At 69.4% G+C, this 17,998-nt stretch carries 10 protein-coding genes; 7 read left to right on the top strand and 3 right to left on the bottom strand.

Annotated elements, in window-relative coordinates; genetic code table 11:
- Positions 1–19: 19 nt before the first annotated feature.
- Complete coding sequence (locus ACIBH1_RS47730) at positions 20–2,785, bottom strand: carbohydrate-binding protein (protein WP_397320789.1); 2,766 nt, start codon at positions 2,783–2,785, stop codon at positions 20–22.
- 308 nt (positions 2,786–3,093) lie between these two features.
- On the opposite strand from ACIBH1_RS47730, the gene ACIBH1_RS47735 reads away from it, so the two are divergent.
- The 3 genes from ACIBH1_RS47735 (at position 3,094) to ACIBH1_RS47745 (ending at position 10,430) form a co-directional block, all read left to right on the top strand.
- Positions 3,094–6,705, top strand: coding sequence for a CARDB domain-containing protein (locus ACIBH1_RS47735; protein ID WP_397320790.1), 3,612 nt, complete (start codon positions 3,094–3,096; stop codon positions 6,703–6,705).
- Between the two features lie 197 nt (positions 6,706–6,902).
- A complete protein-coding gene (acnA, locus tag ACIBH1_RS47740; RefSeq protein ID WP_397320791.1) occupies positions 6,903–9,629 on the top strand; it encodes an aconitate hydratase AcnA in 2,727 nt (908 codons plus the stop codon).
- A gap of 81 nt (positions 9,630–9,710) precedes the next feature.
- Positions 9,711–10,430 (top strand): TSUP family transporter, encoded by a 720-nt coding sequence (locus ACIBH1_RS47745; RefSeq protein ID WP_397320792.1) that lies wholly within the window; start codon positions 9,711–9,713, stop codon positions 10,428–10,430.
- Here the strand turns inward: ACIBH1_RS47745 and ACIBH1_RS47750 are convergent.
- Together ACIBH1_RS47750 and ACIBH1_RS47755 are read right to left on the bottom strand one after the other, a co-directional pair.
- Entirely contained in the window at positions 10,427–11,257 is an 831-nt protein-coding gene (locus tag ACIBH1_RS47750; protein ID WP_397320793.1) for a neutral zinc metallopeptidase, read from the bottom strand. The two genes, ACIBH1_RS47745 and ACIBH1_RS47750, sit on opposite strands and share 4 nt — an antisense overlap.
- A gap of 41 nt (positions 11,258–11,298) precedes the next feature.
- Positions 11,299–12,075, bottom strand: a complete 777-nt coding sequence (locus ACIBH1_RS47755; protein WP_397320794.1) for a neutral zinc metallopeptidase — start codon at positions 12,073–12,075, stop codon at positions 11,299–11,301.
- 177 nt (positions 12,076–12,252) lie between these two features.
- Here ACIBH1_RS47755 and dxs point away from each other — a divergent pair, with 177 nt between their 5' ends.
- The 4 genes from dxs (at position 12,253) to ACIBH1_RS47775 (ending at position 17,940) form a co-directional block, all read left to right on the top strand.
- Positions 12,253–14,133, top strand: a complete 1,881-nt coding sequence (gene dxs, locus ACIBH1_RS47760; protein WP_397320795.1) for a 1-deoxy-D-xylulose-5-phosphate synthase — start codon at positions 12,253–12,255, stop codon at positions 14,131–14,133.
- Between the two features lie 38 nt (positions 14,134–14,171).
- The gene (locus ACIBH1_RS47765) at positions 14,172–14,729 is read left to right on the top strand and encodes a TetR/AcrR family transcriptional regulator (protein WP_397320796.1); all 558 of its coding nucleotides are present in this window, start codon (positions 14,172–14,174) and stop codon (positions 14,727–14,729) included.
- 72 nt (positions 14,730–14,801) lie between these two features.
- Entirely contained in the window at positions 14,802–16,460 is a 1,659-nt protein-coding gene (locus ACIBH1_RS47770; protein ID WP_397320797.1) for an alpha/beta fold hydrolase, read from the top strand.
- Between the two features lie 28 nt (positions 16,461–16,488).
- Positions 16,489–17,940, top strand: a complete 1,452-nt coding sequence (locus tag ACIBH1_RS47775; protein WP_397320798.1) for an amino acid permease — start codon at positions 16,489–16,491, stop codon at positions 17,938–17,940.
- The last annotated feature ends 58 nt before the right edge of the window (positions 17,941–17,998 follow it).

Genomic DNA, 17,998 nt, shown 5'->3' on the forward strand with positions numbered 1-17,998 from the left:
CTTGTTCAGCATGGCCCGCCTACCGCGTGATCGTGAAGGTGTCGACGTCGAACAGGAAGCCCCCACCGCCGGTGAAGGTCAGGAACAGCGGCCCGGAACCGGAGGTCAGGGTCGTGGAGACGGTCTGGAAGCTCTCCCAGCCGCCCGTCACGGGGACGGCGACGGAGCCGAGCACGGTGCCGGTCTGCGAGCCGGAGCGGATCTGGATGGTGCCGCCCGAGCCGGCCGATGACACGCGGGCGCTGAAGCCCTTCGCGCCCGCCGTGCTGACCTGCGAGTAGCCGGCCCAGTCGCCGTTCTCGATGTAGCCGGCGGTCTTGCCGCCGCTGGCAGGACCGTGGTCGGCGACCTGCACGCCGCCGGTGGAGGTGTACGACTCGCCCTCGGCCGTGGTCGGGGCGGCCGAGCGGCCGAAGGTGAAGGCGTCGACGTCGAACAGGTTGCCCTGGCCGGTCGGGCCCTTGAAGACGAGGAAGAGCTTGGTGGTGCCCGAGGGCGCGCCCGACAACGGCGCGGTGACGTCGACGAAGGTGTCCCAGCCGCCGGTCACCGGCACGGTCACCGTGCCGAGCAGGGTGCCGGTGGCCGAGCCGGCGCGCACCTCGATGGTGCCGCCGGTGCCGCCGGAGGAGACCCGCGCGGTGATGGACGACGCTCCTGCCAGCACGTACGGCTCGAAGGAGATCCAGTCGCCGTTGTCGGTGAAGCCGACGGTCCTGCCGCCCTCCGCGCCGCCGTGGTCGGCCGGCTGGATGCCCTGCATGGCGCCGTAGTGCTCGGCCTGGCGGTGCACCGGCTGAAGGGTGCGCACGCTGTGCGTGGTCAGCCCGCCCTTGTCGGTGTACTCGGCGTCGAAGACCCCGTACAGGTTGGCCGCGGCGTCGTGCTCGCCGTCGGCCGGGATGGTGATCGAGCCGGTGCAGCCGGTCTTGGAGGTGATGGCGTGGGTGTGGCTGTCGTGACCGACGAGGTAGGTGACCTTGACCTTGGTGCAGTCGACGGCGCCGTCCTCGGGGTCGCTGACGGTGACCTGGAAGGGTACGGCGTCGCCGTACGCGAACAGGCGGCCGTTGGGGGGACTGGCGAGCGTGACCGTGGGGGCGGTGTTGCCGACGGTCACCACCAGGCTGGCGGTGCCGGTCAGGCCCTCGGAGTCGCGCACGGTCAGCGTCGGGGTGAAGGTGCCGTTGGCGGTGTAGGTGTGGCTGGGGTTGGCCTGGGTGGAGGTGGAGCCGTCGCCGAAGGCCCAGGAGTAGGTCAGCGGCCCGCCCTCGGGGTCGGCGCTGCCCGCCGAGGAGAAGGCGACGGCCAGCGGCGCCGCTCCCGATGTCGGGCTGGCCGCGACCTTCGCGACCGGGCTGCGGTTGCCGCCGCCGATGTACTCGATGCGCCACAGCGCCTGGTTGCCGCCGCCGGTGCCGTAGTCGAGCACGTAGAGCGCGCCGTCGGGGCCGAAGCCCGAGTCGATGATCTGGGTGCCGGTCCAGGGGAAGGTGTCGATGACGCCGTAGGCGCCGTCGGACTTGACCTCGACCGCCTTGATCCACTTCCTGCCGAACTCGGTGGCGAAGTAGCGGCCGTCGAGCGACTGCGGGAACTTGACCGGCGAGTTGAGCGCGGCGTTGTAGCGGTAGACCTCGCCGCCCATGGGCGACTCCGAGCCGCTGCCGAACTCCGGCGGCGAGCCCGCGTCACCGGCGTAGCGGATCCAGGCGGGCTTGGCCGGGGGCAGGGTGGCCTGGCCGGTGTTGCGGAAGGAGTTGTTGGCCGCTCCGGCGGCGCAGGCGTACTTGGCGGCGGAGGGCCCGCCGGGGAAGGTGTACTCGTTGTAGGTCTCGGCCGCGGTGTTGGTCCCCGTGCAGTACGGCCAGCCGTAGTTGCCGGGCGCGGTGATGCGGTTGAACTCCACCTGCCCGCTGGGACCCCGGTTGGGATCGGTCACGCCCGCGTCGGGGCCGTAGTCGCCCAGGTAGACGATGCCCGTGGGCCTGTCGACCGACATGCGGAAGGGGTTGCGGAAGCCCATCGCGTAGATCTCGGGCCTGGTGTTCGGCGTGCCCTGCGGGAACAGGTTGCCGCTGGGGATCGTGTAGGTGCCGTCGGGCTGGACCTTGATGCGCAGCAGCTTGCCGCGCAGGTCATTGGTGTTGCCCGAGGAGCGCTGGGCGTCGAACTGGGGGTTGCGGTCGGTGCGCTCGTCGATGGGGGTGTAGCCGGCCGACTCGAAGGGGTTGGTGTCGTCGCCGGTGGTCAGGTAGAGGTTGCCCTGGGCGTCGAAGTCGATGTCGCCGCCCACGTGGCAGCACTGCCCGCGGTCGTTGGCCACCTGGAGCACGACCTTCTCGGTGGCCGGGTCGAGGGTGTTGTCCGCCTTGAGGGTGAAGCGCGAGAGGTTGAGGTGGCCCTTCCACGCCGTCCAGTCGGTGCCGGTGGCCGGCGCGTCTCCTGCCGGGGTGTTGAGCTTGGGCGAGTAGTACAGGTAGACGAAGCGGTTGGTGGCGAAGCCGGGGTCGGCGGCCACGCCCTGCAGCCCCTCCTCGTCGTGGGTGTAGACGTCGAGCTTGCCGGCGACCTTGGTGTTCCCGGCGGCGTCGGTGTGGCGCAGCGTGCCGTCCCGGGCGGTGTGCAGCACCGACCGGTCGGGCAGGACGGCCATGCCGATGGGCTCGCCCAGCTCGGCCGGGCCGACGGCCAGCTGGACCTGTTGGTAGTCAGCGGAGGGAATGTCCGCCACGGCGACGCCGGATAACACCAGCGACGCCGCGGCGAGCAGCCTGGACCACATGAGCTTCCTTCCTGACCTGGGGGGGTGTGTCAGGCAAGGCGCGCGATGCCATGTAGTGCCGTGTTTACCCACCCTCACGGAAGCTGTCAATACAGTCGCTGCAAGGGCTTCTTAACGTTTTGCGCGGGAGCTGGGCGTTTCGCGCGGATTTTCCCGTCGTTGACGCCCCTGTAGCCCGTATGTAACATTCGGCCAGCGGTACGCAAAAAATCAACAAGAACTTGTTGATTAGACGGCACCACCTCGCAACTCTCCATCTGTGCACCTGCCATCCACCCCCTGTCGTGCTCCGACGAGAGAAGAAGCGCATGAGAAAGCCCTTACGGCTGGTGGCGACCGTGCTCGCCGCAGCCCTGCTCACCTTCGGCTGGGGCGTGCCGGCCTCGGCCGCGGGCGGGCCCAACCTGTCGCCGGGCAAGGCGACCCAGGCGAGCAGCGCCGTCTCCGGATACCCGGTCTCGGCCATCAACGACGGCGACCAGGCCAGTTACTGGGAGAGCGCCAACAACAGCTTCCCGCAGTGGGCCAGGGTCGACCTCGGCAGCCCGACGAGCGTGGACCAGATCGTGCTGAAGGTGCCCGCCCCCAGCGCGTGGCAGACCCGCACCCAGACGCTCAGCATCCAGGGCAGCAACGACGGCACCACCTTCACCACGGTCGTGGCCTCCGCGGGATACACGTTCAACCCCGCGACCGGCAACCGGGTGACGATCGACTTCACGGCCGCCACCTACCGCTACTGGCGGGCCCACATCACCGCCAACACCGGATGGCCCGCCGGGCAGATCTCGGAGTTCGAGATCTACGGCGCCTCCACCGGCGGCGACACCCAGGACCCGACCGCTCCGGGCAACCTCGCCTACACCCAGCCGGCCGCTGGGCAGATCAGGCTGACCTGGACGGCCTCCAGCGACAACGTCGGCGTGGCCGGCTACGACGTCTACGCCAACGACCAGTTCAGGGCGAGCGTGGCGGGCAACGTCCTGACCTACACCGACACCCAGCCGGCCAACGCCACCGTCACCTACGTCGTCAGGGCCAAGGACGCGGCGGGCAACGAGTCGCCCAACAGCAACGCCGTCACCCGCCAGGGCAGCGGCGACCCGGGCACCAACCTGGCCATCGGCAAGGAGATGGCCGAGTCGGGCCACGTGCACACCTTCGTCGCGGCCAACGCCAACGACAACAACGCCGCCACCTACTGGGAGAGCAACGGCTTCCCCGGCACCCTGACCGTCAAGCTCGGCTCCAACGCCAGCGTGACCTCGGTGGTCGTCAAGCTCAACCCCGACCCGATCTGGGGCCCCCGTACCCAGAACATCCAGGTCCTGGGCCGCGAGCAGAGCGCGAGCGGCTACACCTCGCTCAAGGCCGCCGCGAACCACGACTTCCACCCCAGCAGCGGCAACTCGGTGACGATCCCGGTCTCGGGGACGGTCGCCGACGTGCAGCTGAGGTTCACCTCCAACACCGGCGCCCCCGGCGGCCAGGTGGCGGAGTTCCAGGTGTTCGGCACCCCGGCGCCCAACCCCGACCTGACGGTCACCGACCTGTCGTGGACCCCCGCCACGCCCAGCGAGACCCAGGCGATCACCCTGTCGGCCACGGTCAGGAACGCCGGCACCGCCGCCTCCCCGGCCGACAACCTCACCTTCACCGTCGGCGGCACGCCCGCCGGCACGGTCGCCGTCCCCGCGCTGGCCGCGGGCGCCACGACGACGGTGACGCAGAACATCGGCACCCGCGGCCAGGGCACCCACCAGGTGACCGCGACCGCCGACCCCGACAACACGCTGGTCGAGCAAAGCGAGACCAACAACGCCGCGAGCGGCAGCCTGACCGTCAGCCAGGCGCCGGGGCCCGACCTGCAGGTCACCGGCATCACCACCACCCCGCCGAACCCGGCGGTCGGCGCGCCGGTCTCCTTCACCGTCGCGGTCAACAACCGCGGCATCAGCCCGGCGCCCGCCTCGGTGACCCGCGTGACCGTCGGCTCCGCCACGCTGAACGGCAACGCCCCCGCGATCGCCGCGGGCGCCACCGCCAACGTCGCCATCAGCGGCACCTGGACCGCCACCAGCGGAGGCGCGACCATCCTGGCCGCCGCCGACGCCACGAACGTGGTCGCGGAGACCAACGAGACCAACAACACCCGCACCCAGTCGATCGTCGTCGGGCGCGGCGCCGCGGTGCCGTACACCTCCTACGAGGCGGAGGCGGCCGGCCACAACGGCACGCTGCTGGAGACCGACGCGCTGCGCACCTTCGGGCACACCAACTTCGCCACCGAGTCGTCGGGACGCAAGTCGGTGAGGCTCAACAGCACCGGCCAGTACGTCGAGTTCACCTCGGTCAACCAGGCCAACTCGATCGTGGTGCGCAACTCCATCCCCGACGCGGCGGGCGGCGGCGGCATCGACGCCACCATCAGCCTCTACGTCAACGGCACCTTCGCCCAGAAGCTCAACCTGACCAGCAAATACAGCTGGCTGTACGGCACGACGGACGATCCCGAGGGGCTGACGCAGACGCCGCAGGCCGACGCGCGCAGGCTCTTCGACGAGTCGCACGCGCTGCTGGCGCAGAGCTACCCGCCGGGCACGAAGTTCAAGCTGCAGCGCGACGCGGGTGACACCGCCTCGTTCTACATCATCGACATGATCGACCTGGAGCAGGTGGCCCCGGCCGCCTCGCAGCCCGCGGGCTGCGTGTCGATCACGCAGTACGGCGCGGTGGCCAACGACGGCATCGACGACACCTCCGCCATCCAGCGGGCGGTCACCGACGACCAGAACGGCGTGATCGGCTGCGTCTGGATCCCGCCGGGCCAGTGGCGCCAGGAGCAGAAGATCCTCACCGACGACCCGCTGAACCGGGGCACGCACAACCAGGTGGGCATCCGCAACGTCACCATCCGCGGCGCGGGCATGTGGCACTCCCAGCTCTACACGCTGACCGAGCCGCACCTGGTTCAGGGCGGCATCAACCACCCGCACGAGGGCAACTTCGGCTTCGACATCGACGACAACACGCAGATCTCCGACATCGCGATCTTCGGCTCCGGCCGGATCCGCGGCGGACCCGGCGGCGCCGAGGGCGGCGTGGGGCTCAACGGCCGCTTCGGCAAGAACACCAAGATCACCAACGTCTGGATCGAGCACGCCAACGTCGGCGCCTGGGTAGGCCGCGACTACAGCAACATCCCCGAGTTGTGGAACCCGGGCGACGGCCTGGAGTTCAGCGGGGTGCGCATCCGCAACACCTACGCGGACGGCGTCAACTTCGCCAACGGCACGCGCAACTCCAAGGTGTTCAACTCCTCCTTCCGCAACACCGGGGACGACGCCCTGGCGGTCTGGGCCAGCCAGTACGTCAAGGACACCTCGGTCGACATCGGCCACAGCAACCAGTTCGTCAACAACACCATCCAGCTGCCCTGGCGGGCCAACGGCATCGCGATCTACGGCGGCTACGGCAACAAGATCGAGAACAACCTCATCTACGACACGATGAACTACCCCGGCATCATGCTGGCGACCGACCACGATCCGCTGCCCTTCTCCGGGCAGACCCTCATCGCCAACAACGCGCTCCACCGCACCGGCGGCGCGTTCTGGAACGAGGACCAGGAGTTCGGCGCCATCACGATCTTCGCGCAGGGACGGGACATCCCGGGCGTCGTCATCCGCGACACCGAGATCCATGACTCGACCTACGACGGGATCCAGTTCAAGACGGGCGGCGGCAACGTGCCCAACGTCCAGATCACCAACGTCCGCATCGACAAGTCGAACAACGGCGCGGGCATCCTGGCCATGAGTGGGGCCAGGGGCAGTGCGACGTTGACGAACGTCACGATCACCAACTCGGCCGACGGCGACATCGTCCGCCAGCCGGGCACGCAGTTCACCATCAGCTGACCCCTGGCCCGGGTGGCCGGTCGCGTCCTGCCGCGGCCGGCCATTCGGCATTTAGCTTGATGTCGAGATATATTGGAGATATCTTGACGTCGAGACATCCGCTGCAACCTGTGGGTTAGGGTTACCTAACGTCGTATCGCCTCCCGAGGTGCGGCAGGATTTGACTGAGCAATGGTCCACCGAGGAGGCGATTCCCCGTGTCCGCGAACAGCTTCGGCAGCCGTGACACGCTGCGCGTTGGCGACGCGTCATATGAGATTTTCCGGCTCGACGCCGTCGAGGGCAGTCAGCGCCTGCCGTACAGCCTGAAAATCCTGCTGGAGAACCTCCTGCGCACCGAGGACGGCGCGAACATCACCGCCGACCACATCAACGCGCTCGGCCAGTGGGACCCCAGCGCGACGCCGAGCGTGGAGATCCAGTTCACGCCCGCGCGCGTGATCATGCAGGACTTCACCGGCGTGCCCTGCGTGGTCGACCTGGCCACCATGCGCGAGGCCGTGCGCGACCTGGGCGGCGACCCGGCCAAGGTCAACCCGCTGGCCCCGGCCGAGCTGGTCATCGACCACTCGGTCATCGTCGACTACTTCGGCCACCCCGACTCCTTCCAGCGCAACGTCGAGCGCGAATACGAGCGCAACCGCGAGCGCTACCAGTTCCTGCGCTGGGGCCAGACCGCCTTCGACGAGTTCAAGGTCGTCCCGCCCGGCACCGGCATCGTGCACCAGGTCAACATCGAGCACCTGGCCCGCGTCGTCATGGTCCGCGACGGCAAGGCCTACCCCGACACCTGCGTCGGCACCGACTCCCACACCACGATGGAGAACGGCATCGGCGTTCTCGGCTGGGGCGTCGGCGGCATCGAGGCCGAGGCCGCGATGCTCGGCCAGCCGATCTCCATGCTCATCCCGCGCGTCGTCGGCTTCAAGCTGACCGGCCAGCTCCCGGCCGGCGCCACCGCGACCGACCTGGTGCTCACCGTCACCGAGATGCTGCGCAAGCACGGCGTCGTCGGCAAGTTCGTCGAGTTCTACGGCGAGGGCGTCGCCTCCGTGCCGCTGGCCAACCGCGCCACGATCGGCAACATGAGCCCCGAGTTCGGCTCCACCTGCGCGATCTTCCCGATCGACTCGCAGACCACTGACTACCTTCGCCTGACCGGCCGCAGCGAGGAGCAGATCGCCCTCGTCGAGGCCTACGCCAAGGCCCAGGGCATGTGGCTCGACAGCGACAACGAGCCGGTCTTCTCCGAGTACCTCGAGCTCGACCTCGGCACCGTCGTGCCGTCGATCGCCGGCCCGAAGCGCCCGCAGGACCGCATCGCCCTGACCGACGCCAAGGAGGCCTGGCGCCGCGACGTGCAGGTCTTCGTGCCCGACGCGCTCGACGAGGAGGGCGAGGAGTCCTTCCCGGCCTCCGACGCTCCCGCGTCCAACGCCACGGCCAACGGCTTCCGGCCGCACAAGCCGGTCGAGGTCACCATGGCCGACGGCACCTCGTTCGAGATCGACCACGGCATCGTGTCGATCGCGGCCATCACCTCGTGCACCAACACCTCCAACCCGTACGTGATGCTGGGCGCCGCGCTCCTGGCACGCAACGCGGTCGAGAAGGGCCTGACCCGCAAGCCGTGGGTCAAGACCTCCCTCGCCCCCGGCTCCCAGGTCGTCACCGGCTACTTCGAGCGCAGCGGCCTGCAGCCCTACCTCGACAAGATCGGCTTCAACCTGGTCGGCTACGGCTGCACCACCTGCATCGGCAACTCGGGCCCGCTCCCCGAGGAGATCTCGGCCGCGATCCAGCAGCACGACCTCGCGGTCACCGCCGTGCTGTCGGGCAACCGCAACTTCGAGGGCCGCATCAACCCCGACGTGAAGATGAACTACCTGGCCTCGCCGCCGCTGGTGGTCGCCTACGCGCTCGCGGGCACGATGGACATCGACCTCGACACCGAGCCCCTGGGCGTCGGCGCCGACGGCGAGCCGGTCTTCCTCAAGGACATCTGGCCCTCCCCGCAGGAGGTCTCGGAGGTCGTCGGCAGCTCGATCGACCGCGAGATGTTCGCGCGTGACTACGCCGACGTCTTCAAGGGCGACGAGACCTGGCGCTCGCTGCCCATCCCGACCGGCGACACCTTCGAGTGGGACGCGGCCTCCACCTACGTCCGCAAGCCCCCGTACTTCGAGGGCATGCCAGAGAAGCCGGAGCCCGTCACCGACATCCCCGGCGCGCGCGTGCTGGTCAAGGTGGGCGACTCGGTCACCACCGACCACATCTCGCCCGCGGGCTCGATCAAGGTCGGCACCCCGGCCGCCGACTACCTCAAGGCCAACGGCGTCGAGGTCAAGGACTTCAACTCCTACGGCTCGCGCCGCGGCAACCACGAGGTCATGATCCGCGGCACGTTCGCCAACATCCGCCTGCGCAACCAGATCGCGCCGGGCACCGAGGGCGGCTACACCCGCGACTTCACCCAGGACGAGGGCCCGGTGTCGTTCATCTACGACGCCAGCGTCAACTACCAGGCCCAGGGCACCCCGCTCGTGGTCCTGGCGGGCAAGGAGTACGGCTCCGGCTCCTCGCGCGACTGGGCGGCCAAGGGCACCGCGCTGCTGGGCGTGCGCGCCGTCATCGCCGAGAGCTACGAGCGCATCCACCGCTCCAACCTCATCGGCATGGGCGTGCTCCCGCTGCAGTTCCCCGAGGGCCAGACGGCCGCGTCGCTGGGGCTGACCGGCGAGGAGGTCTTCGACATCACCGGCGTCGAGGAGCTCAACACCGGCTCCATCCCGCAGACCGTCAAGGTCAAGGCGGGCGGTGTGGAGTTCGACGCGGTCGTCCGCATCGACACCCCGGGCGAGGCCGACTACTACCGGCACGGCGGCATCATGCAGTACGTCCTGCGCTCGCTGCTGGCCAAGTAATCACCGCAGGTAAAGGCCGCCTCCGTTCCCTTGGAGGCGGCCTTTACCCATGGGAAAAGTGGTGTTCTAGGGTTCCCGCCCATGGAGTGGACAGTCCTGCTCGTGGCAGGTACGGCGGTGCTCGTCGGGGCGATCGTCCAGGGCGGGGTCGGCTTCGGGCTGGGCCTGGTGGCGGCGCCCGTGGTGACGATGCTCGACCCCGGACTGATGCCCGGAGCGATCCAGGTCGTCAACGTCACGCTGCCGCTGTTCACCCTGGCCGCCGAGTGGCGGCGCATCGACTGGCGCGGCCTCGGCTGGGCGCTGCTGGGCCGGCTGCCGGGCAGCGCGATCGGCGCCCTCATCGTCGTCTACGTCTCGGCGAGCACGCTCGGCGTGATGGTGGGCGTCATGGTCCTCATCGCGGTCGGCCTGACGGCACGTGCGCTGTCGGTGCCGCGCAACGGCCTCACCCTCACCGGCGCCGGATTCGTCTCGGGCATCACCGGCACCGCCACCGGCATCGGCGGCCCGCCCATCGCGCTGGTCTACCAGAGCGCCAAGGGCCCCCAGATCCGGGCCACGCTGGCGGGCTTCTTCTTCCTCAGCGCCGCCCAGTCACTGGTCATCCTGTGGGCGGTCGACCGGCTGCCCGCCAGGGCGGTGACGTCGGGGCTGGCGCTCATCCCGTGCCTGATCGCCGGGTTCCTGCTGTCGGGCCCGCTGCGCCGCTACCTCGACGGAGGGCGCGTGCGGGCCGCGATCCTGCTGGTGGCCGCCGTGTCGGCGGCCACCCTCATCGGACAGAGCCTGTACGGCTAGGCGGTGCGCTTGGCCGAGGCGGTGAAGGTGTTGCACACCTGCGGGCCCTTGCCGCTGAAGCCGCGCGTCAGCCAGTAGCGCTGGTTGGTGGGCTTGCCGTGGGTGGGGGAGGTGATCTCCAGGTCGGGGGAGTCGCCGCCGCCCTGGATGCCGTCGGTGGTGCCGCCGAGCTCGTGCTCGGTCAGGTCCTTGAACTCCGCCTTGGTCCGGCCGAGCGTGGACCACACGCTGCCGATGAACGCCCCGGCCAGGCAGTCGGCCTGCAGCTCGATCCGGCGGTGCATCGCGTAGTGGGCGTCGTCGCTCTTGAACTTCATCCTGTCGTAGACGGGGATGATCCCGGTGATCTGCTGGATGTGGTGACCGTACTCGTGGGCCATCACGCCGAGGTGGATCATGCTGGTCGGGTCGTCGAGCGCGTCACCGTCGACCAGCATGTAGAAGTTCTCGTTGTCCGGGCAGTAGAGGGCCAGCACGCCGGGACCGGGGAACTTTCCGCAGGCGCCGATCGGGTCGCCGATGTTGTTGACCACCTCGAAGTCGGGCGCGCGGAATTTCATCCCGGCCTTCTTGAAGTGGGCCTTCCACGAGGTGTTGAGGCAGCCCATGACGACTTCCAGGTATTCGCGGGCGGCCGCCATGTCACCCCGCTCCCAGTGGGTCTCGGTGCACTTCTTGGCGGGCAGTTTCCCGCTCTTGTAGAGGGCGTTGTTCGCCAGGGTCTTGGGGGGTGCGGCGGAGACAGCGGCCTGAGCCGTACCGGGCAAGAGACCGGCGGTGAGCGCGAGAGCCGCGCTGCAAACCAGCGCCTTCAGGGTGATACGCATGGCAGGTGACCTTATAGCAAGGCAAAGCGGAGGCAAAGAAACTATTGCACCGCTCCGGCTTTCACCGACCAGGTGTCGCAGGCCCACGGCGCCGCCTCGGCGAATCCGCGCCTCATCCACGTCGCCTGGGTCTTGCCCCGGCCGTGGTCGTTCTCGGCCCAGCCCTTGTCGCCGTTGCGCTGGAACCAGTTGACCGCGTAGTTCCATTCGGCCTCGTCCACCGGGAAACTGCGCTTGATGGTGGACATGAACACCGCCGACAGGCATTCGGCCTGCAATTCCGAGCGGCGGGTGAGTTCGAGCTTCCGCGCCTTGGTGCGGGCGGCGGCGCGGGTGCTCCAGTAGAAGCGCCAGATGCCGGCCATCTCCTGCACGTGGTGACCGTACTCATGGGCCAGCAGGCGGGCGATGCCGAGCCCGAACGGGCGGCGGACGGCGGCGGCGTTGACGACCATGTAGATGCTGCGGTCCTTGGAGCAGTAGACGCCGTCGGCCCCGGGGGTCCAGGCCCCGCACGGCGTGGTGGCCTGCGCGGCGACGAAGGTCAGCTTGGGCGGGGCGAAGCTGAGGCCCGCCTGCCGGAACTCCGCCGCCCAGGCGATGTCGAGGCAGGCCTTCAGGTGCTGCAGGAAGCGCGCGTAGCCCGCCTGGTCGTTCTTGGTCAGGGGTCCGGGGCCGCAGTTGGTGCCCGCGAGCTTGCCCGTGCGGTAGAGCGCGCTGTCGGTCGCCACCTTGCTCTCCGCCGACTGCTTCTTCTGGGGCACCGCCACGGGATCGGCGAAGCTCGCCGGAGCGTGCGCGGTTCCCGCACCGGCCACGGAAAACACCACCAGGAGGGCAACCAGTGACGAAGCTCGACTGAAGGGGCGAGTGTTCATCTTGGGGGAAAGACTAGGTCAAGATCGGGCATAGGCCGGGATTGTCCATGCAAGTGAGGCGGCACCTCCCTCACGAACTAGACTCGGTTCGAACGGCTAGCAGAGGGGACTGACTTCGTGGGCAAGCTGCTTGCTTCGATCAGGGGGCCGGAAGATCTGAAGAGGCTCGACGTCGGAGAGCTGCCAGGGCTGGCGGGGGAGATCCGTGACCTGCTGGTCGACTCCTGCGCCAAGACGGGCGGCCACCTGGGCCCGAACCTGGGCGTGGTGGAGCTGACCATCGCGCTCCACCGCGTGTTCGACTCGCCCGACGATCCGATCATCTGGGACACCGGCCACCAGTCGTACGTCCACAAGATGCTCACCGGGCGCGCCGAGGGCTTCAAGGCGCTCAAGCAGGAGGGCGGCCTGTCCGGCTACCCTTCGCAGGGCGAGTCCGGCCATGACTTCGTGGAGAACTCCCACGCCTCGACCGCGCTGTCGTACGGCGAGGGCATGTCCAAGGCCTTCAAGCTGCGCGGCGAGCGCGACCGCACGGTGGTCGCGGTCATCGGCGACGGCGCGCTGACCGGCGGCATGGCCTGGGAGGCGCTCAACAACGTCGCCGAGCACGACGACCTGCGCCTGGTCATCGTCGTCAACGACAACGGCCGCTCCTACAGCCCGACCATCGGCGGCCTGGGCCGCCACCTCGCCTCGCTGCGGGTCACCCGGCGCTACGAGGAGATGCTCGACTTCTTCAAGGGCAAGCTCGAGAGCGTCCCGCTCGTCTACGACGCGCTCCACGGCTTCAAGAAGGGCGTCAAGGACATCGTCGCCCCGCAGGTCATGTTCGAGGACCTGGGCCTGAAGTACGTCGGGCCCATCGACGGCCACGACGAGCAGGCCATGGAGGCGGCGCTGCGCAAGGCGCGCGACTTCGGCGGGCCGGTCATCGTCCACTGCGTGACCCAGAAGGGCCGCGGTTACGCCCCGGCCGAGAACCACGAAGAGGACCAGTTCCACTCGCCCGGCGCCTTCGACCGCGCCACCGGCCTCGAGAAGCCCAAGGGCCGCATCTGGACCAACGTCTTCGCCGAGGAGCTCGTGCGCCTGGGCGGCGAGCGCGACGACCTGGTCGCCATCACCGCGGCCATGCTGCACCCGACCGGGCTCAATGAGTTCGCCGAGGCCTTCCCGACGCGCACGTTCGACGTCGGCATCGCCGAGCAGCACGCTCTCACCAGCGCCGCCGGGCTGGCGCTCGGCGGCCTGCACCCGGTGGTGGCCGTCTACGCGACCTTCCTCAACCGGGCCTTCGACCAGTTGCTGATGGACGTGGCGCTGCACAAGCTGCCGGTCACCGTGGTGCTCGACCGCGCCGGCGTCACCGGCGACGACGGCGCCTCCCACAACGGCATGTGGGACCTGTCGATCCTGCAGGTCGTGCCCGGCCTGCGCGTGGCCGTGCCCCGCGACGGCGAGCGCCTGGAGGAGCTCCTGCGCGAGGCGGTGGCCGTCTCCGACGCCCCCACCGTCCTGCGCTTCCCGAAGGGCCCGGTCGCCGCCTCGGTCGAGGCGGTCGGCAAGCTCGGCGAGATGGACGTGCTGCGCGCGGGCGACCCCGACGTGCTGCTCGTGGCGGTCGGGCCGATGGCCCAGGTCGCCCTCGACGCCGCCGTGCTGCTCGACGCCCAGGGCATCTCCGCCACGGTCGTCGACCCGCGCTGGGTCAAGCCGCTCGACGAGGCGCTGGTGCTGGCGGCGGCGGCGCACAAGCTCGTCGCGGTGGTCGAGGACAACGGCAGGGTCGGCGGCGTCGGCGACGCCGTCTCCCGCCTGCTGCGCGACAACGACGTCGACGTGCCCGTGCGCACCTTCGGCATCCCGCAGCGTTTCCTCGACCACGCCAAGCGGGCGGCGATCCTCGGGCAGATCGGGCTCACGGGCCAGGACCTGTCCCGTGAGATCACCGAGGCCGTCGCCAAGCGCAGCACTCCCATCGACGCGCCGCACTAGCCCTTCCATAAATATATAGATCGGTCTATTATCTCCTTGTGGGACACAAGGGGACGGAAACGCGCGAGCGGATTCTCGACGCGTCGGAGAAGCTGATCGAGTCCGGCGGATACTTCAACGCCGGGCTCAATCAGGTGATCGCGGCCAGCGGCGCGCCCCGCGGCTCGCTCTACTTCCATTTCCCGGAGGGGAAGGACCAGATCGTCGGCGAATCCCTGCGGCGGGCGGGTGCCACGATCGGCGGCGTCCTGGAGGGGATGGCCGACTCCGGCGGCTCCGCCGAGGAGTTCGTCGAGGCGGTCATCGTCTACCTGGGCGATCGGCTCGAGGAGTCGGGCTGGGCCAGGGGGTGTCCGGTGGCCACCGTCGCGCTGGAGATGGCGGCCGTCAACGACGACTTGCAGCGAGCCTGCTCGGATGTGTACACCGCGTGGACGGCCGCACTGGCTTCCCGTCTCGACGGGCGCCTCGATGCCGACGACCTCGCGGTCACCCTGCTCGCGCTAATCGAGGGTGGGCTGGTGCTCGCCAAGGCGCATCGGAGCAGGGAGCCGCTGGAGCGTGTGAAGCGCCAGGTCGCCACGCTGCTGCGCTGACGAAGAGCCCGCCCATCCGGCGGGCTCTTTTGTGAGCATGAAATATGTAGACCAGTCTATATGGAGGTTGTCATGGACGCGATCGTCTTCGGCGCGACCGGCTTCATCGGCCGATCGCTCGTCGCGGAACTGCTCGGCAGGGGCCAGAAGGTCGCGGCAGCCGTACGCAAGGACACCCTCACACCCTGGCTGGAGGGACGCGGCGTCGACACCCGCGGCTTGACGCTGGTCCACGCCGACGTCACCCGGCCACTCGATCACGTGCCGGCCGCGCGCGACGTCTACAACACCGCCGCCCGCTTCGCCTTCGGACTCGGTGTCCGGGAAGCGCGGGCCGTCAACGTGACGGGCGCGCTCGGCGTCGTCGACTGGGCGGCGACGCTGCCGGAGCTGCGACGGCTCGTGCACGTCAGCGGTTACCGGGTCAGCGGGGCCCGGGTCGACTACGCGGGACTGGGCGCCTACGAGGCCTCCAAGGTCGAGGCCGATCACGCGGTCCGCGCGAGAGCGGCGGAACTGGGAGTCCCGCTGTCGATCGCCAACCCCAGCACGGTGATCGGGCCCGGCCAGTACCTCGGCCTGGCCTCGCTCATCGAGAACCTGTGGAACGGGCGGCTGCCGGCCCTCCCCGGCGGCGCCGACGTCTTCCTACCGGTCGTCACGAGCGACTTCTTCGCCGCCTTCCTGGCCGAGATCCCCGCCGAGCCCGAGGGCGAGGCCTACTGGGTGCTGGACGACAGCACCCCGAACCTGCCCGGTCTGATCGCCGCGGTCGCCAGCCACCTGGGGATGGGCGCCCCTCGCCGGCACGTTCCGGTCGGCCTGCTACGCCGGCTGCCGCGACGGCTCACCGGGGCCGATCCCGAGACGCTCTCGTTCCTGTCGTCCGACAGGTACCCGACGGCCTCGGCCCGCGCCCTCGCCGACCGGGCGGGCCTGCGATGGCCGCCCGTCAGCGACGCGCTGCGCACGTGGGCCGATGATCTCGTGGCCTCCCGCTTCGGCCGGGACACGCCCCGGATCACACCGTACGGCTTCCGCGATCGCACGTGGGTCGCCGGCGAGCCGGACCGGCCCGCCCACGTGCTGCTGCACGGACTGCCGATGAACGCCGATGTGTGGGCGCCGCTCGCCGCGCATCTGCGGGCTCCCCTGCTCGCCCCCGACCTGCCCGGACTGGGCCGTTCCGCGCCAGGCGAGCAGCCCACGCACGAATGGCTGGACCGGCTGATGGAGCCGGTGCGAACCCGGCCGGTGATGGTCGCCCACTCCCTGGCCTGCCTTCCCGCCCTGCGTTTCGCGATCGAGCACCCCGATCGCATCGACAGGCTCGTGCTCGTCGCCCCGGCCTTCCTCCAGGCGCCCGGCCCTCGGCTGCACCGATCGTTCCTGGCGGCGCCCCTGATGAGGCGGATGACCGCCGAGCGCCTGGCCGGCGCCCTCGGCCTGCCGGACGGGCCGGAAGTGGGCAGCGCGGCGGCCGATCTGCGCCGCCCCGGGGTGGCACGGCGTGTGGCCGCGGCGGCGCGCACGGCTCACGCCGAACGGCCGGTCGCGCGGGACCTCCTGGAGCGGGTGCGGGTACCCGTCGAGATCATCGTGGGCTCGGCCGACCCGCTGGTCGTGGAGACCCGCCATCCCGTGACGGTGGTGGCAGGGGCGGGGCACTACCCCCAGCTCACCCATCCGGCCGCGGTCGCCGGTCGTCTACTGCCCACAGGGGGCGTGTGATCACCTATTGTGTGGGCAACATCACAACGTGGAGATCTTTCGCACCAAGAGCGTTGAGCAGTCCATCCAGGACACCGAGGCACCCGAGCATCAGCTCAGGAAGCGTCTGAACGCCGTCGACCTCACGGTTTTCGGCATCGGCGTGATCATCGGTACCGGCATCTTCGTGCTGACCGGCCAGGTGGCCAAGAACACCGCGGGACCCGCGGTGGCCCTGTCCTTCGTCGTCGCGGGCATCGTCTGCGGTCTGGCCGCGCTGTGTTACGCGGAGTTCGCCTCGACGGTGCCGGTGGCGGGCAGCGCCTACACCTTCGCCTTCGCCACGCTGGGGGAGTTCCCCGCGTGGATCATCGGCTGGGACCTGATGCTGGAGCTGGCCCTGGCGGCGGCGGTGGTGGCGGTCGGCTGGTCGCAGTACTTCGTGTCGCTGATGAGCAGTATCGGGGTGGAGATCCCGTCGCTCGTCCTGTTCGGCAAGGATCTCAACGTGCCCGCGATGATCATCATCGCGCTGCTCACCGCGGTGCTGATCGCGGGCATCAAGCTCTCCTCGCGGCTCAACCTGGTGATCGTCATCATCAAGGTCAGCGTCGTGCTCCTGGTGATCGTCGCCGGCCTCTTCTACATCAACGGCGACAACTACACCCCGTTCATCCCGCCCGCGGAGTCGACGCCGGGTGTCGAGGGGCTCAAGGCGCCGCTGATCCAGGTGATGTTCGGCATCACCCCGGTGGCCTTCGGCGTGATCGGCATCTTCTCCGCTGCCGCGCTCGTCTTCTTCGCCTACATCGGCTTCGACATCGTGGCCACCGCCGCGGAGGAGACGGTCAACCCGCAGCGCAACCTGCCGCGCGGCATCCTCGGCTCGCTGCTCATCTGCACCATCCTCTATGTCGCGGTCTCGCTGGTCGTGGTGGGCATGCAGCCCTACAACGAGCTCAACGAGGAAGCCCCGCTGGCCGAGGCCTTCCGGGCGGTGAACCAGCCGTGGATCGCCTCGCTGATCAGCATCGGCGCGATCATCGGCCTGCTGGCGGTGGTGATGATCCTGCTGCTGGGCCAGACCCGGGTGCTGTTCGCCATGTGCCGCGACGGGCTGCTGCCCAGGGGCCTGGCCAAGGTGCACCCCAAGTACGGCACGCCCGCCAGGGTCACGCTGCTCGTGGGAGTGGTCTCGCTGATCCTGGCCTCGTTCATCCCGCTCAGCGCGCTGGCCGAGCTGGTCAACATCGGCACGCTCTTCGCGTTCGTGGTGGTCTCGATCGGCGTCGTGCTGCTCCGCCGTACGCGGCCCGACCTGCCCCGCGCCTTCCGCACCCCGCTGGTTCCGCTGGTCCCGATCCTGTCGGTGCTGTCGTGCATCTACCTGATGCTCAACCTGCCGGTGGAGACGTGGCTGCGTTTCCTCGTCTGGATGGTGATCGGGCTCGTCGTCTACTTCGGCTACGGATACTGGCACAGCAGGGCAGCTCGTAGGTAAGTTCTCGCGGACAACAAATGTTACCGTCCTGTGTCTGGCGCCTCTCATGGGCGGGGAT

Origin of the sequence: Nonomuraea sp. NPDC050663 (assembly GCF_044456985.1) — a bacterium.
Lineage (GTDB): Bacteria > Actinomycetota > Actinomycetes > Streptosporangiales > Streptosporangiaceae > Nonomuraea.

Coding starts and splice junctions, on each gene's coding strand:
- ACIBH1_RS47770 (WP_397320797.1), top strand. CDS start 14,802: ATGGACGCGATCGTCTTCGGCGCGACCGGCTTCATCGGCCGATCGCTC.
- ACIBH1_RS47750 (WP_397320793.1), bottom strand. CDS start 11,257: ATGCGTATCACCCTGAAGGCGCTGGTTTGCAGCGCGGCTCTCGCGCTC.
- ACIBH1_RS47745 (WP_397320792.1), top strand. CDS start 9,711: ATGGAGTGGACAGTCCTGCTCGTGGCAGGTACGGCGGTGCTCGTCGGG.
- ACIBH1_RS47730 (WP_397320789.1), bottom strand. CDS start 2,785: ATGTGGTCCAGGCTGCTCGCCGCGGCGTCGCTGGTGTTATCCGGCGTC.
- ACIBH1_RS47735 (WP_397320790.1), top strand. CDS start 3,094: ATGAGAAAGCCCTTACGGCTGGTGGCGACCGTGCTCGCCGCAGCCCTG.